Source organism: Streptomyces sp. NPDC107522, assembly GCF_055657525.1.
Genome location: NZ_JBVKAU010000019.1, coordinates 21635 through 37002 on the forward strand (window position 1 = coordinate 21635; position 15368 = coordinate 37002).

The 15368-nt window shown below is 70.3% G+C and carries 14 protein-coding genes; 13 read left to right on the forward strand and 1 reads right to left on the reverse strand.

What is annotated here, in order from left to right:
• Positions 1–101: 101 nt before the first annotated feature.
• The 7 genes from aroC to nusB all read left to right on the forward strand — a co-directional run bounded on the left by aroC (position 102) and on the right by nusB (position 6339).
• Positions 102–1286, forward strand: a complete 1185-nt coding sequence (aroC, locus tag ACZ7L6_RS37030) for a chorismate synthase (protein ID WP_471931781.1) — start codon at positions 102–104, stop codon at positions 1284–1286.
• On the forward strand, positions 1283–1801 hold the full coding sequence (locus ACZ7L6_RS37035; RefSeq protein ID WP_471931783.1) for a shikimate kinase: 519 nt from the start codon (positions 1283–1285) through the stop codon (positions 1799–1801). Before aroC ends, ACZ7L6_RS37035 begins: the two co-directional genes overlap by 4 nt.
• Positions 1798–2889: a 3-dehydroquinate synthase gene (aroB, locus tag ACZ7L6_RS37040; protein ID WP_471931785.1), complete on the forward strand. Its 1092-nt coding sequence runs from the start codon at positions 1798–1800 to the stop codon at positions 2887–2889. The genes ACZ7L6_RS37035 and aroB overlap by 4 nt, the downstream gene beginning before the upstream one ends.
• Positions 2890–3057: 168 nt before the next feature.
• Positions 3058–3984, forward strand: a complete 927-nt coding sequence (locus ACZ7L6_RS37045; protein ID WP_471931787.1) for an AAA family ATPase — start codon at positions 3058–3060, stop codon at positions 3982–3984.
• Between the two features lie 193 nt (positions 3985–4177).
• The gene (locus tag ACZ7L6_RS37050) at positions 4178–5284 is read left to right on the forward strand and encodes an aminopeptidase P family protein (RefSeq protein ID WP_471931789.1); all 1107 of its coding nucleotides are present in this window, start codon (positions 4178–4180) and stop codon (positions 5282–5284) included.
• A 51-nt stretch (positions 5285–5335) separates the two neighbouring features.
• Positions 5336–5902, forward strand: coding sequence for an elongation factor P (gene efp, locus ACZ7L6_RS37055; RefSeq protein WP_285511385.1), 567 nt, complete (start codon positions 5336–5338; stop codon positions 5900–5902).
• 2 nt (positions 5903–5904) lie between these two features.
• Positions 5905–6339, forward strand: coding sequence for a transcription antitermination factor NusB (gene nusB / locus ACZ7L6_RS37060; protein WP_398827753.1), 435 nt, complete (start codon positions 5905–5907; stop codon positions 6337–6339).
• Positions 6340–6513: 174 nt separating this feature from the next.
• On the opposite strand, the gene bldD is transcribed toward nusB, so the two are convergent.
• Entirely contained in the window at positions 6514–7017 is a 504-nt protein-coding gene (bldD, locus tag ACZ7L6_RS37065; protein WP_004002691.1) for a transcriptional regulator BldD, read from the reverse strand.
• Between the two features lie 252 nt (positions 7018–7269).
• Here bldD and pyrR point away from each other — a divergent pair, with 252 nt between their 5' ends.
• The 6 genes from pyrR to carB all read left to right on the forward strand — a co-directional run bounded on the left by pyrR (position 7270) and on the right by carB (position 15303).
• Positions 7270–7839, forward strand: coding sequence for a bifunctional pyr operon transcriptional regulator/uracil phosphoribosyltransferase PyrR (pyrR, locus tag ACZ7L6_RS37070; protein WP_398827751.1), 570 nt, complete (start codon positions 7270–7272; stop codon positions 7837–7839).
• Between the two features lie 152 nt (positions 7840–7991).
• Positions 7992–8978, forward strand: coding sequence for an aspartate carbamoyltransferase catalytic subunit (locus tag ACZ7L6_RS37075; RefSeq protein WP_471931792.1), 987 nt, complete (start codon positions 7992–7994; stop codon positions 8976–8978).
• Positions 8979–8983: 5 nt separating this feature from the next.
• A complete protein-coding gene (locus ACZ7L6_RS37080; protein ID WP_471931794.1) occupies positions 8984–10270 on the forward strand; it encodes a dihydroorotase in 1287 nt (428 codons plus the stop codon).
• A complete protein-coding gene (locus ACZ7L6_RS37085) occupies positions 10267–10848 on the forward strand; it encodes a PH-like domain-containing protein (RefSeq protein WP_471931796.1) in 582 nt (193 codons plus the stop codon). The genes ACZ7L6_RS37080 and ACZ7L6_RS37085 overlap by 4 nt, the downstream gene beginning before the upstream one ends.
• Positions 10845–12002: a glutamine-hydrolyzing carbamoyl-phosphate synthase small subunit gene (gene carA, locus ACZ7L6_RS37090; RefSeq protein ID WP_471931798.1), complete on the forward strand. Its 1158-nt coding sequence runs from the start codon at positions 10845–10847 to the stop codon at positions 12000–12002. Before ACZ7L6_RS37085 ends, carA begins: the two co-directional genes overlap by 4 nt.
• A complete protein-coding gene (gene carB, locus ACZ7L6_RS37095) occupies positions 11995–15303 on the forward strand; it encodes a carbamoyl-phosphate synthase large subunit (RefSeq protein ID WP_471931800.1) in 3309 nt (1102 codons plus the stop codon). The genes carA and carB overlap by 8 nt, the downstream gene beginning before the upstream one ends.
• The last annotated feature ends 65 nt before the right edge of the window (positions 15304–15368 follow it).

Consider the following 15368-nt stretch of genomic DNA (forward strand, 5'->3'; position numbering starts at 1 on the left):
GGAGTTGGCGGGCCGGGGCCGCGCACCCGGTCGCGCCGTCGCCGTACGCGAGGACACGCGTACGCAGGGCAGTACCAGGGCGCGAGCATCGAGGAGCACCGTTGAGCAGGTTGCGCTGGCTGACCGCGGGGGAGTCCCACGGCCCCGCACTCGTCGCGACGCTGGAGGGTCTTCCCGCCGGCGTGCCGATCACCACGGAGATGGTGGCGGACCACCTGGCCCGGCGCCGTCTCGGTTATGGACGCGGTGCGCGCATGAAGTTCGAGCGTGACGAGGTCACGTTCATCGGCGGTGTGCGGCACGGTCTGACCCTGGGCTCCCCGGTCGCGATCATGGTGGGGAACACGGAGTGGCCCAAGTGGGAGCAGGTCATGGCGGCCGACCCGGTCGACCCGGAGATCCTGGCCGGGCTCGCCCGTAACGCGCCGCTGACCCGGCCGCGTCCCGGTCACGCCGACCTGGCGGGTATGCAGAAGTACGGCTTCGACGAGGCCCGGCCGATCCTGGAGCGTGCCTCCGCCCGTGAGACGGCGGCGCGGGTGGCGCTGGGTGCGGTGGCCCGGTCGTATCTGAAGGAGACGACCGGGATCGAGATCGTCTCCCATGTGGTCGAGCTGGCTGCGGCGAAGGCGCCGAAGGGCGTGTACCCGACGCCGGCCGACGTCGAGAGGCTGGACGCCGACCCGGTGCGCTGCCTGGACGCGGACGCGTCGAAGGCGATGGTCGCGGAGATCGACCAGGCCCACAAGGACGGCGACACGCTCGGTGGCGTGGTGGAGATCCTGGCGTACGGCGTGCCGGTGGGCCTGGGCTCGCATGTGCACTGGGACCGCAAGCTGGACGCCCGCCTCGCCGGTGCGTTGATGGGCATCCAGGCGATCAAGGGCGTCGAGATCGGGGACGGCTTCGAGCTGGCCCGGGTGCCCGGCTCCAAGGCGCACGACGAGATCGTGAAGACCGACGAGGGCATCCGGCGTACGTCGGGCCGCTCGGGCGGCACCGAGGGCGGTCTGACCACGGGTGAGCTGCTGCGGGTGCGGGCGGCGATGAAGCCGATCGCGACCGTGCCGCGGGCCCTGCAGACCGTGGACGTGACCACGGGTGAGGCGACGCAGGCCCACCACCAGCGCTCGGACGTGTCCGCGGTGCCGGCGGCCGGCATCGTCGCCGAGGCCATGGTGGCGCTCGTCCTCGCGGACGCGGTGGCGGAGAAGTTCGGCGGCGACAGCGTGGCCGAGACCCGCCGCAACGTGACCTCCTACCTCGACAACCTGGCCATCCGATGAGCGCAGCGCCTGTCGTCGTGCTGGTCGGGCCGATGGGGGTGGGCAAGTCCACCGTCGGTCAGCTGCTGGCCGAGCGGCTCGGGGTCGGTTACCGGGACACCGACGACGACATCGTCGCCGAGCAGGGCCGGACCATCGCGGAGATCTTCGTCGACGAGGGCGAGGGTGCCTTCCGGGCGATCGAGAAGCAGGCCGTCCACCGGGCGCTCGCCGAGCACGACGGCATCCTGGCGTTGGGCGGCGGCGCGATCCTCGACGCCGACACCCGCGCACTGCTCGCCGGACAGCGGGTCGTCTACCTCTCGATGGACGTCGGGGAGGCCGTCAAGCGCACCGGCCTGAACGCCGCCCGCCCGCTGCTCGCGGTCAACCCGCGCAAGCAGTGGCGGGAGCTGATGGAGGCCCGCCGTCACCTGTACGAAGAGGTCGCCACGGCGGTCGTGGCCACCGACGGGCGTACCCCCGAAGAAGTGACCCAAGCGGCCCTGGACGCACTGGAGTTGAAGGACGCATGAGCGAGGCAGTGACGCGGATCCAGGTCGGCGGCACCGCGGGATCCGACCCGTACGAGGTCCTGGTGGGCCGTCAACTCCTCGGCGAGCTGGGCGGGTTGATCGGCAACAAGGCCAAGCGTGTCGCCGTGATCCACCCCGAGGCGCTGGCCGAGACCGGCGAGGCGCTCCGTGCGGACCTGGCCGGGCAGGGCTTCGAGGCGGTCGCCATCCAGGTGCCGAACGCCGAGGAGGCGAAGACCGCCGAGGTGGCCGCCTACTGCTGGAAGGCGCTGGGTCAGTCCGGGTTCACCCGCAGTGACGTCATCGTCGGCGTCGGCGGCGGGGCGACCACGGATCTGGCCGGGTTCGTGGCCGCGACCTGGCTGCGCGGTGTGCGCTGGATCGCGATCCCGACCACGGTGCTGGCCATGGTGGACGCCGCGGTGGGCGGCAAGACCGGCATCAACACCGCCGAGGGAAAGAACCTCGTCGGCGCCTTCCACCCGCCGGCCGGTGTGCTGTGCGACCTGGCCGCGCTGGAGTCGCTGCCGGTCAACGACTACGTGTCCGGCCTCGCGGAGATCATCAAGGCCGGCTTCATCGCCGACCCGGCGATCCTTGAGCTGATCGAGGCCGACCCGCAGGCCGCGCGGACCCCGGCAGGCCCGCACACGGCCGAGCTGATCGAGCGGTCCATCCGGGTCAAGGCCGAGGTGGTCTCGTCGGACCTGAAGGAGTCGGGTCTGCGGGAGATCCTCAACTACGGCCACACGCTCGGTCACGCCATCGAGAAGAACGAGCGCTACAAGTGGCGGCACGGTGCCGCGGTCGCGGTGGGCATGCACTTCGCCGCCGAACTCGGCCGTCTCGCCGGGAGGTTGGACGACGCGACGGCCGACCGTCACCGCACGATCCTCGAATCGGTCGGCCTGCCGCTGCACTACCGCTACGACCAGTGGCCCAAGCTGCTGGAGACCATGAAGGTCGACAAGAAGTCCCGCGGCGACCTGCTGCGCTTCATCGTCCTGGACGGTCTGGCCAAGCCGACCGTACTGGAGGGACCGGACCCGGCCGTGCTCCTCGCCGCGTACGGCGAAGTCGGCCAGTAAGTCCAGCGAACCACCCTTCCGTCCGATTCGCCTGTGGCGATGGGCACTTCAGACCGCCACCGGCCGTTCACCAAACGGCGGCCGGTGGCGGTACCGTTCGGTAGCGAGGCGGGTTCGTGCCCGCTGCCAGCGCCAATGGCCATGGAAGACGAGACGGAGTGGCACCGGATGCAGCACGCAGTGGGTTCTCCGCTGCCGCCGCCCCACCAGTCGGGGCACGGCTGGTCACCGGCCGCACACCACCCGGGTCCGCATCACCCGGGCGCGCCCCAGGGACCCGCACCGCATCCGGGCCCTGCCCAGCATCCGGGCCCTGCCCAGCATCCGGGCCCTGCCCCGCACCAGGGGTCCGCCCCCGTGCCCCCTCCTCCTCCACCTCCGGCGCCGGGCTTCGCGCCCCCCGGCCCGGTCCCGCACACGCCGCACCAAGTCCCGGCCCCGCCGGCGCCTGAGACCACGGGCCACGTACAACTGCCACCCGGCGGCCCCGTCGGCATGCCGAGCACCCCGCCCGCCACCGCGGCGCCCGATCCGACGACCACGACCCTCGCGGTGCTGCTCATCGGACCGGCGGGCGCCGGCAAGACGAGCGTCGCCAAGTACTGGGCGGACCACCGCCGCGTCCCCACGGCCCACATCAGCCTCGACGACGTCCGCGAATGGGTCCGCTCGGGTTTCGCCGACCCACAGTCCGGCTGGAACGACCACTCCGAGGCCCAGTACCGCCTCGCCCGCCGCACCTGCGGCTTCGCCGCGCGCAACTTCCTGGCCAACGGCATCTCGTGCATCCTCGACGACGCGGTCTTCCCCGACCGCCCGGTGGTCGGCCTCGGCGGCTGGAAGCGCCATGTGGGCCCCGGCCTGCTCCCGGTGGTCCTCCTGCCCGGCCTGGAGATCGTCCTGGAGCGCAACGCCGAGCGCTCGGGCAACCGCCGCCTCACGGACGAGGAGGTGGCCCGCATCCACGGCCGCATGGCGGGCTGGTACGGCTCGGGCCTCCCGATCATCGACAACTCCCAGCTGGACGTCCCACAGACGGCCCAGGTACTGGACGACGTACTGGCCCGCTCAATCGCAAGCCCCCCGAACTGGTAGCCAACGGGGGTGGGGGTACCCAAGGGGCGCGGGGAACTGCGCGACCAACCCCCCACCGGCCCGCAGACGGCTGACAACCTCCGGTGGCACCCCGCTCCCCGAAACGGCACCTCACCAACCCGTACAATCCGGACACCGCCCACTCAGACGCCCTCAACCGGCGCCAAACCGGCGGAGCCCATACGCTCGGGTCATGTCAGAGGTGTACGCCGCCCGCCGGACCCGCCTACGTGAACGCTGCCAAGCCAGCGGCAGCGCCTCCGCGGTCGTCTCCCGCCCCGCCAACGTCCGCTACCTCGCGGGCGCCGCTCCGCAGGGCGCCGTACTGCTCCTGGGCAAGAGCGAGGACCTGCTGGTCTGCTCCGGCCCACTGGAGGACCGGCCGGCCGAGGGCCGCCCCGACGAGGCACTGCGGATCCACACCCTCCCCGGCGCCGGAGGCGATCCCGCCGTCGCCGCCGCCGACCTGGCGGCAGCGCAGGGCGGGGACTCCCTGGCCGTGGAGGAACACCACCTCACCGTGGCCCGCCACAGAGCCATCCGCTCGGTCGTCCCCCGACTGCGCCTCACCGACCTCGGCGGAGCCGTGGAGCAGCTCAGAGTGGTCAAGGACGAGGAGGAGATCTCCTGCCTCAGGATCGGGGCCGAGATCGCCGACCAGGCACTCGGGGAGCTCCTCGAATCCATCCTCGTCGGCCGCACCGAGCGCCACCTCGCCCTCGAACTCGAACGCCGCCTGGTCGATCACGGCGCCGACGGCCCGGCCTTCCCCACCTCCGTCGCCACCGGCCCGAACGCCGGCCGGCGCGCCCACCGGCCCACGGACCGCCGTGTCGAGGAGGGCGACTTCCTCTCCGTCTGCCTGGGTGCGACGTATCGCGGCTACCGGTGCGAGATCGGCCGGACCTTCGTCATCGGTACGTCCCCCGCCGACTGGCAGATCGAGTTGTACGACCTCGTCTTCGCCGCTCAGCGGGCTGGACGGGAGTCCCTGGCACCCGGCGCCGCCTACCGTGACGTGGACCGCGCCGCACGTCAGGTGCTGGATTCCGCCGGGTACCACGAGGGCCTGCCACCCCTCACCGGCCATGGTGTCGGGCTCGAAATCGACGAGGACCCGCAATTGGCTCCCGCGGCCATGGGTAAACTGGACGCTTGTGTGCCGGTCACCGTCGAACCGGGGGTCCACCTCCCGGGCCGGGGCGGCGTCCGGATCGATGACACGCTCGTCGTCCGCCCCGAGGCGGACGGCGGACCCGAGCTACTCACCATCACGACCAAGGAGCTGCTCGCCCTTTAGACAGGAGCGTGCGCCGGGGTCGTCCACGTCAGTCCAGGAGATTCCGCAACCGTGGCTTCCACGAACGACCTCAAGAACGGCATGGTGCTCAAGCTCGAAGGCGGCCAGCTCTGGTCCGTCGTCGAGTTCCAGCACGTCAAGCCCGGCAAGGGCCCGGCCTTCGTGCGCACCAAGCTCAAGAACGTGCTCTCCGGGAAGGTCGTCGACAAGACCTTCAACGCCGGCGTGAAGGTCGAGACGGCCACCGTCGACAAGCGCGACATGCAGTTCTCCTACATGGACGGCGACTACTTCGTCTTCATGGACATGGAGACGTACGACCAGCTGATGGTCGACCGCAAGGCCGTCGGTGACGCCGCCAACTTCCTGATCGAGGGCTTCACCGCCACCGTCGCCCAGCACGAGGGCGAGGTGCTCTTCGTGGAGCTCCCGGCCGCCGTCGAGCTGACCATCCAGGAGACCGAGCCCGGCGTCCAGGGCGACCGCTCCACCGGCGGCACCAAGCCCGCCATCCTGGAGACCGGTCACCAGATCCAGGTCCCGCTCTTCATCACCACCGGTGAGAAGATCAAGGTCGACACCCGCACCAGCGACTACCTCGGCCGGGTGAACAGCTAACCGTGGCTGCCCGCAACACGGCCCGCAAGCGCGCCTTCCAGATCCTCTTCGAGGGCGACCAGCGCGGCGCCGACGTCCTGACGGTCCTCGCGGACTGGATCCGGCTCTCCCGGGACGACACCCGGCAGCCGCCGGTGAGCGAGTACACGATGCAGCTGGTCGAGGGCTACGCGGAGCGCGCGAAGCGGATCGACGAGCTGATCGCGCAGTACTCGGTCGGCTGGACGCTCGACCGGATGCCGGTCGTGGACCGCAACATCCTGCGCCTCGGCGCGTACGAACTGATCTGGGTCGACGAGACCCCGGACGCGGTCGTGCTCGACGAGATGGTGCAGCTGGCGAAGGAGTTCTCCACGGACGAGTCGCCCTCGTTCGTGAACGGTCTCCTCGGCCGGCTCAAGGACCTGAAGCCCTCGCTGCGCCGAGAGGAAGCGTAAGGGCTTTCAAAGACGCCGGAGGGCCCGCAGCGGGGATGCTGCGGGCCCTCCGGCGTCTTGGTACTCATGCGGCCCTCGAGGCCCGTAGAAAGCCGCCGGGGTGGCCGGAACCGCATAGTTCCGGCCACCCCGGCGGCACGTTTCTGCTAAGTGGGGCGAACCCGTGGGGAGCGCTCAGCTCTCCTCTGCGTGGGAGACCGCGCGACGTGCGTCCGCGTCCAGCACACCCCAGCTGATCAGCTGCTCGGTGAGGACCGACGGCGACTGGTCATAGATGACGGCGAGTGTGCGCAGGTCGTCCTGGCGGATCGAGAGCACCTTGCCGTTGTAGTCACCGCGCTGCGACTGGATCGTCGCGGCGTACCGCTGCAGCGGACCCGCCTTCTCGGCCGGCACGTGGGCGAGCCGCTCCAGGTCCAGGACCAGCTTCGGCGGCGGCTCGGCGGCACCGCCCGGCGTGGTGCCCGGCAGCAGTTCCTGCACCGGAACGCCGTAGAAATCCGCCAGCTCGGCGAGGCGCTGCACGGTCACGGCACGGTCGCCGCGCTCGTACGAACCGACCACGACGGCCTTCCAGCGTCCCTGGGACTTCTCCTCGACACCGTGAAGGGAAAGGCCCTGCTGGGTGCGGATGGCCCGGAGCTTGGCCCCGAGCTGTTTGGCGTATTCGCTGGACATATAGCTCCCCGGCACTGGGTCGACGGCCTGGTGTGGGTTCCATGCCGCGCGGTTGGTAACTCACTGTGAGGTTACGCAGCGTTACTCTGGCGCGTCAAGCCGAATGGTCCACACCGACGCTTCCGTGCCGACGGTGGCCGATTGGGCCAAGGGGGTGAACGGTGCCGCGTCGCGGGCCTGCTACGGTGGATGGCGCAAACCAGACGTCCTTTAAGGTCCGTCCCGTGAGGCGGAGAAGGAGGTCCCTTTCGTATGGACAGGCAACAGGACACGCAAGCGTCCGATGCCCGGCCCGTTCTCGAAGGCCCTGACATCGCGCGGGTATTGACCCGCATCGCCCACGAGATCGTCGAACGCGCCAAGGGCGCCGACGACGTCGTGCTCCTCGGCATTCCCACCCGCGGCGTCTTCCTCGCCCAGCGGCTTGCCACCAAGCTCGAGCAGATCACCGAGCGCAAGATCCCGGTCGGCTCGCTCGACATCACCATGTACCGCGACGACCTGCGCATGCATCCCCCGCGTGCGCTGGCCCGCACCGAGATCCCCGGTGACGGCATCGACGGCCGCCTCGTCGTCCTCGTCGACGACGTGCTCTTCTCCGGCCGCACCATCCGTGCCGCCCTCGACGCCCTGAACGACATCGGTCGTCCGCGCGCGGTCCAGCTCGCGGTCCTCGTCGACCGCGGCCATCGCGAACTGCCCATCCGCGCCGACTACGTCGGCAAGAACCTCCCCACGTCGCTGCGGGAGACGGTCAAGGTCCAGCTCGCCGAGGAGGACGGTCGCGACACCGTGCTGCTCGGCGCGAAGCAGCCCCAGTAGCACGCAGAAGGCGTATGGCGCTGCCGTACGCCCGCTCGGTGCGCCTCCACGCGCGCGTGCCGAATGTGCCTTCCGGGGCCGTGACACAAGCGGCTACCGCCGCGGGCCCCAGACCCCGATCCCGACCTGAACTGCCTTACGGAGCCTGACAGATGCAGCGTCATCTCATCTCGGCCGCCGACCTCACCCGCGACGACGCCGTCCTGATCCTCGACACCGCCGAGGAGATGGCCCGGGTCGCCGACCGGCCGATCAAGAAGCTGCCGACCCTGCGCGGCCGCACCGTCGTGAACCTCTTCTTCGAGGACTCCACGCGCACGCGTATCTCCTTCGAGGCCGCCGAGAAGCGGCTGTCCGCGGATGTGATCAACTTCTCCGCCAAGGGGTCGAGCGTGTCCAAGGGCGAGTCCCTGAAGGACACCGCCCAGACCCTGGAGGCCATGGGCGTCGACGCCGTGGTCATCCGGCACGGCGCCTCCGGAGCCCCGTACCGCCTGGCCAACTCCGGCTGGATCGACGCCGCCGTCATCAACGCCGGCGACGGCACCCACCAGCATCCCACCCAGGCCCTGTTGGACGCCTTCACCATGCGCCGTCGCCTGGTCGGCCGGGACGCCGGGATAGGGCAGGACCTGTCCGGCAAGCGCATCACGATCGTCGGCGACGTCCTGCACAGCCGCGTGGCCCGCTCCAACGTCGACCTGCTGCACACCCTCGGCGCCGAGGTCACCCTGGTGGCCCCGCCGACGCTGGTGCCGGTCGGCGTCGAGACCTGGCCGTGCGAGGTGTCGTACGACCTCGACAGCACCCTTCCGAAGTCCGACGCGGTGATGATGCTGCGCGTCCAGCGCGAGCGCATGAACGCCGCCTTCTTCCCCACCGAGCGCGAGTACTCGCGGCGCTACGGCCTCGACGGCGACCGCATGGCGCGCATGCCCGAGCACGCCATCGTGATGCACCCCGGTCCCATGGTCCGCGGCATGGAGATCACCGCCGGGGTCGCCGACTCGGAGCGCTGCACCGCCATCGAGCAGGTCGCAAACGGAGTCTCCATCCGGATGGCCGTTCTGTACCTGCTGCTCGGTGGCAACGAACCCGCCGTCACCCACACCCGCCCCACCGGCTCCGAGGAGAAGTAAGACAGATGAGCAAGATCCTGATCCGTGGTGCGAAGGTGCTCGGCGGCGAGCCGCAGGACGTCCTGATCAACGGTTCCGTCATCGAGGCCGTCGGTGCCGGGCTCTCCGACGAGGGCGCCGAGGTCGTGGAGGCCGCCGGAAAGGTGCTGCTGCCCGGGCTCGTCGACCTGCACACGCACCTGCGTGAGCCGGGCCGCGAGGACTCCGAGACCGTGCTGACCGGCACGCGCGCGGCGGCGAGCGGCGGCTACACCGCGGTGTTCGCCATGGCCAACACCTTCCCCGTCGCCGACACCGCCGGTGTCGTCGAGCAGGTCTACCGGCTCGGGCAGGAGCACGGCTACTGCGACGTGCAGCCCATCGGCGCCGTCACCGTCGGCCTGGAGGGCAAGAAGCTCGCCGAGCTGGGCGCCATGCACGAGTCGGCCGCCGGCGTCACCGTCTTCTCCGACGACGGCAAGTGCGTCGACGACGCCGTGATCATGCGGCGCGCGCTGGAGTACGTGAAGGCCTTCGGCGGCGTCGTCGCCCAGCACGCGCAGGAGCCGCGGCTGACCGAGGGCGCCCAGATGAACGAGGGTGTCGTCTCCGCCGAGCTGGGTCTCGGCGGCTGGCCCGCGGTGGCCGAGGAATCGATCATCGCCCGGGACGTCCTGCTCGCCGAGCACGTCGGCTCCCGCGTCCACATCTGCCACCTGTCGACCGCCGGGTCGGTCGAGATCGTGCGCTGGGCCAAGTCCCGCGGCATCGACGTCACCGCCGAGGTCACCCCGCACCACCTGCTTCTCACCGACGAGCTGGTGCGGACGTACAACCCGGTCTACAAGGTCAACCCGCCGCTGCGCACCGAGCGTGACGTGCTGGCGCTGCGCGAGGCCCTCGCCGACGGCACGATCGACATCGTGGCCACCGACCACGCCCCGCACCCGCACGAGGACAAGGACTGCGAGTGGGCCGCGGCCGCCATGGGGATGGTCGGCCTGGAGACCGCGTTGTCAGTGGTGCAGGAGACCATGGTGGACACCGGGCTCCTCACCTGGGCCGGGGTCGCCGAGCGCATGTCCTTCAAGCCCGCCGAGATCGGGCAGGCGAAGGGCCACGGCCGTCCCGTCTCGGCTGGTGAGCCCGCCAACCTCACGCTCGTCGACACGGAATACCGTGGGTCCGTGGACCCCGCGGGCTTCGCCTCGCGCAGCCGCAACACTCCGTACGAGGGGCGTGAGCTGCCGGGCCGTGTCACGCACACGTGGCTCCGGGGCAAGGCCACGCTCGTCGACGGGAAGCTCACGTGACACCTGCAACACTGCTCGCAGCCGGGATCGCCGCCGAGAAGAAGTCGGCGGAGGTGACCGACTGGGCCGCCCGCGTCGGCTGGGTCGTCGGCCTCCTCCTCTTCGTCGCGCTCGTCTACTGGCTGATGCGCGAGGGCTGGAAGTGGCGCGGCACGCTCCAGGGCGACCTGCCCGAGCTGCCCAGCGCGCCGGACGACCCCGGCCCGGCGAGACTGAGCATGAGCGGCCGCTACCACGGCTCGACCACCGCAGGGCAGTGGCTGGACCGCATCGTGGCGCACGGCCTGGGCACCCGCAGCCGGGTCGAGCTCACGCTGACGGCCGCGGGACTGGACGTCGTACGCCCCGGGGCGACCGATTTCTTCGTACCCGCCGCCGCGCTGCGCGAGGCCCGGCTCGACAAGGGCATCGCCGGCAAGGTCCTCACCGAGGGCGGTCTGCTCGTCGTGACCTGGGCGCACGGCGAACGGCTGATCGACTCCGGGTTCCGCTCGGACCACGCGGCGGAGCACAACGAGTGGGTCGACGTCATTAACTCCATGATCAACACCAACAGCACGGAAGGCGCCGAACGATGACGACCTCCATCCAGGGGACCGCCTCGAAGAGGCACAAGGCGGCTCCCGCCGTACTCGTCCTGGAGGACGGCCGGATCTTCCGGGGCCGCGCCTACGGGGCCGTGGGGGTGACCTTCGGCGAGGCCGTGTTCTCCACCGGCATGACCGGCTACCAGGAGACCCTCACCGATCCCTCGTACCACCGCCAGGTGGTCGTGATGACCGCCCCGCACGTCGGCAACACCGGCGTCAACGACGAGGACCCGGAGAGCAAGCGCATCTGGGTCGCCGGATACGTCGTGCGCGACCCCGCGCGCGTGCCGTCCAACTGGCGTGCCAAGCGCTCGCTGGACGAGGAGCTGCGCCACCAGGGCGTCGTCGGGATCTCCGGCATCGACACGCGCGCGCTGACCCGCCATCTGCGTGAGCGCGGCGCCATGCGCGTCGGCATCTTCTCCGGCAACGCCCTGCCCGACGAGGGCACCATGCTCGCCGAGGTGTGCCAGGCCCCCGAGATGAAGGGCGCCGACCTCTCCGCCGAGGTCGCCACCAAGGAGGCGTACGTCGTCCCGGCGATCGGCGAGAAGAAGTTCACGGTCGCCGCGGTCGACCTGGGCATCAAGGGCATGACCCCGCACCGGATGGCCGAGCGCGGCATCGAGGTGCACGTGCTACCGGCCACGGCGACCGCCGACGATGTGTACGCCGTCAACCCGGACGGCGTGTTCTTCTCCAACGGCCCGGGCGACCCGGCCACCGCCGACCACCCGGTCTCCGTCATGCAGGCGGTCCTGGAGCGCGGCACCCCGCTCTTCGGCATCTGCTTCGGCAACCAGATCCTTGGCCGCGCGCTCGGCTTCGGCACCTACAAGCTCAAGTACGGCCACCGCGGCATCAACCAGCCCGTGCAGGACCGTACGACCGGCAAGGTCGAGGTCACCGCGCACAACCACGGCTTCGCCGTGGACGCCCCGACCGACAAGGTCTCCGACACCCCCTACGGCCGCGCTGAGGTCTCCCACGTCTGCCTGAACGACAACGTGGTGGAGGGCCTCCAGCTCCTCGACAAGCCGGCTTTCAGCGTCCAGTACCACCCCGAAGCAGCCGCGGGTCCGCACGACGCCGCCTACCTGTTCGACCGCTTCGTATCCCTGATGGAGGGCCAGCGTGCCTAAGCGCACCGATATCCAGTCCGTCCTGGTCATCGGCTCCGGCCCGATCGTCATCGGCCAGGCCGCCGAGTTCGACTACTCCGGCACGCAGGCGTGCCGCGTCCTGAAGTCCGAGGGCCTGCGGGTCATCCTCGTGAACTCCAACCCGGCGACGATCATGACCGACCCGGAGATCGCCGACGCCACCTACGTCGAGCCGATCACCCCGGAGTTCGTCGAGAAGATCATCGCCAAGGAGCGCCCGGACGCGCTCCTGCCCACCCTGGGCGGCCAGACGGCCCTCAACACCGCGATCTCGCTGCACGAGAACGGCGTCCTCGACAAGTACGGCGTCGAGCTGATCGGGGCCAACGTCGAGGCGATCCACAAGGGCGAGGACCGCGACCAGTTCAAGCTGGTCGTCGACGCGGTCAACGCCAAGATCGGCCACGGCGAGTCCGCCCGCTCGGTCATCTGCCACTCCATGGACGACGTCCTCGCGGGCGTCGAGACGCTCGGCGGCTACCCGGTCGTCGTCCGCCCCTCCTTCACCATGGGCGGCGCCGGGTCCGGCTTCGCCCACGACGAGGAGGAGCTGCGCCGCATCGCCGGTCAGGGCCTCACGCTCTCCCCGACCACCGAGGTGCTCCTGGAGGAGTCCATCCTCGGCTGGAAGGAGTACGAGCTGGAGCTGATGCGCGACAAGCACGACAACGTCGTGGTCGTCTGCTCCATCGAGAACTTCGACCCCATGGGCGTGCACACCGGTGACTCCATCACCGTCGCCCCGGCGATGACTCTCACCGACCGCGAGTACCAGATCCTGCGCGACATCGGCATCGCCGTCATCCGTGAGGTCGGCGTCGACACCGGCGGCTGCAACATCCAGTTCGCGGTGAACCCCGAGGACGGTCGCGTGATCGTCATCGAGATGAACCCGCGCGTGTCGCGCTCGTCGGCCCTCGCCTCCAAGGCGACCGGCTTCCCGATCGCCAAGATCGCCGCCAAGCTGGCCGTCGGCTACACCCTCGACGAGATCCCGAACGACATCACGCAGGAGACCCCGGCCTCCTTCGAGCCGACGCTCGACTACGTGGTCGTGAAGGCCCCGCGGTTCGCCTTCGAGAAGTTCCCGCAGGCCGACTCCACGCTGACCACCACCATGAAGTCGGTCGGCGAGGCCATGGCCATCGGCCGCAACTTCACCGAGGCCTTCCAGAAGGCGCTGCGCTCGCTGGAGAAGAAGGGCAGCCAGTTCACCTTTGTCGGCGAGCCCGGCGACAAGGAAGAGCTGCTGCGCGAGGCCGTACGGCCCACCGACGGCCGGATCAACGCCGTCATGCAGGCCATCCGCGCGGGCGCCACGCCCGAGGAGGTCTTCGAGTACACGAAGATCGACCCCTGGTTCGTCGACCAGCTCTTCCTCATCAAGGAGATCGCCGACGAGATCGCCGAGGCGCCGGAGCTCACCCCCGACCTGCTGGCCGAGGCCAAGCGGCACGGCTTCTCCGACCAGCAGATCGCCGAGATCCGCGGCCTGCGCGAGGACGTCGTGCGCGAGGTGCGGCACGCGCTCGGCATCCGCCCGGTCTACAAGACGGTCGACACCTGCGCCGCCGAGTTCGCGGCGAAGACGCCGTACTTCTACTCCTCCTACGACGAGGAGACGGAGGTCGCTTCTCGTGAGAAGCCGGCCGTCATCATCCTGGGCTCGGGTCCCAACCGCATCGGCCAGGGCATCGAGTTCGACTACTCCTGCGTCCACGCCTCCTTCGCGCTGAGCGACGCCGGGTACGAGACCGTGATGGTCAACTGCAACCCGGAGACCGTCTCCACGGACTACGACACCTCCGACCGCCTGTACTTCGAGCCGCTGACGCTGGAAGACGTGCTGGAGATCGTCCACGCGGAGTCGCTCGCCGGTCCGATCGCCGGTGTCGTGGTCCAGCTGGGCGGCCAGACCCCGCTGGGCCTGGCGCAGGCGCTCAAGGACAACGGCGTGCCGATCGTCGGCACGTCCCCCGAGGCCATCCACGCCGCCGAGGACCGCGGCGCCTTCGGCCAGGTCCTGCAGGAGGCCGGCCTCCCGGCCCCCAAGCACGGCACCGCCACCACCTTCGCCGGGGCCAAGGCCATCGCCGACGAGATCGGCTACCCGGTCCTGGTGCGGCCGTCGTATGTCCTCGGCGGGCGCGGCATGGAGATCGTGTACGACGAGGCCCGCCTCGAGTCGTACATCGCCGAGTCGACCGAGATCAGCCCCTCGCGGCCGGTCCTTGTCGACCGCTTCCTCGACGACGCGATCGAGATCGACGTCGATGCCCTCTACGACGGCGAAGAGCTCTACCTCGGCGGCGTCATGGAGCACATCGAGGAGGCCGGCATCCACTCCGGCGACTCGGCGTGCGCCCTGCCCCCGATCACGCTCGGCGGCTTCGACATCAAGCGCCTGCGCGCCTCCACGGAGGCCATCGCCAAGGGCGTCGGCGTCCGCGGCCTGATCAACATCCAGTTCGCGATGGCCGGCGACATCCTGTACGTCCTGGAGGCCAACCCGCGCGCGTCCCGTACGGTCCCCTTCACCTCGAAGGCGACCGCGGTGCCGCTGGCGAAGGCAGCCGCCCGGATCTCACTGGGCGCCACCATCGCCGAACTCCGTGCCGAGGGGCTGCTTCCGGCCACCGGCGACGGCGGCGAGCTCCCGCTCGACGCGCCGATCTCCGTCAAGGAGGCCGTCATGCCGTGGTCGCGCTTCCGTGACATCCACGGCCGTGGCGTCGACACGGTCCTCGGCCCGGAGATGCGCTCCACCGGCGAGGTCATGGGCATCGACAGCGTCTTCGGCACGGCGTACGCCAAGTCGCAGGCCGGCGCCTACGGCCCGCTGCCCACCAAGGGCCGCGCCTTCATCTCGGTCGCCAACCGCGACAAGCGCTCGATGATCTTCCCGGCGCGCGAGCTGGTCGCCCACGGCTTCGAGCTGCTCGCCACCTCCGGCACTGCCGAGGTCCTCAAGCGCAACGGCATCAACGCCACGGTCGTGCGCAAGCAGTCCGAGGGCACCGGCCCGGGCGGCGAGAAGACCATCGTCCAGCTCATCCACGACGGCGAGGTCGACCTCATCGTCAACACCCCGTACGGCACCGGCGGCCGCCTCGACGGCTACGACATCCGTACGGCGGCCGTGGCGCGGTCGGTCCCGTGCCTGACGACGGTTCAGGCGCTCGCCGCCGCCGTCCAGGGCATCGACGCCCTCAACCACGGTGATGTGGGCGTCCGTTCGCTCCAGGAACACGCGGAACACCTGACCGCGGCCCGCGACTAGCAGCCCTGAGGGGGACACCGGAAACGGTGTCCCCCTCTTCATGAGGGTGACGAGGCTTCAAGAGG

What these genes read in the sequence shown, in the direction of transcription:
- bldD (WP_004002691.1), bottom strand. Translation starts at nt 7,017, where the DNA reads ATGTCCAGCGAATACGCCAAACAGCTCGGGGCCAAGCTCCGGGCCATC.
- carA (WP_471931798.1), top strand. Translation starts at nt 10,845, where the DNA reads ATGACGACCTCCATCCAGGGGACCGCCTCGAAGAGGCACAAGGCGGCT.
- pyrR (WP_398827751.1), top strand. Translation starts at nt 7,270, where the DNA reads ATGGACAGGCAACAGGACACGCAAGCGTCCGATGCCCGGCCCGTTCTC.
- ACZ7L6_RS37080 (WP_471931794.1), top strand. Translation starts at nt 8,984, where the DNA reads ATGAGCAAGATCCTGATCCGTGGTGCGAAGGTGCTCGGCGGCGAGCCG.
- aroB (WP_471931785.1), top strand. Translation starts at nt 1,798, where the DNA reads ATGAGCGAGGCAGTGACGCGGATCCAGGTCGGCGGCACCGCGGGATCC.
- ACZ7L6_RS37045 (WP_471931787.1), top strand. Translation starts at nt 3,058, where the DNA reads ATGCAGCACGCAGTGGGTTCTCCGCTGCCGCCGCCCCACCAGTCGGGG.
- ACZ7L6_RS37075 (WP_471931792.1), top strand. Translation starts at nt 7,992, where the DNA reads ATGCAGCGTCATCTCATCTCGGCCGCCGACCTCACCCGCGACGACGCC.
- ACZ7L6_RS37050 (WP_471931789.1), top strand. Translation starts at nt 4,178, where the DNA reads ATGTCAGAGGTGTACGCCGCCCGCCGGACCCGCCTACGTGAACGCTGC.
- ACZ7L6_RS37035 (WP_471931783.1), top strand. Translation starts at nt 1,283, where the DNA reads ATGAGCGCAGCGCCTGTCGTCGTGCTGGTCGGGCCGATGGGGGTGGGC.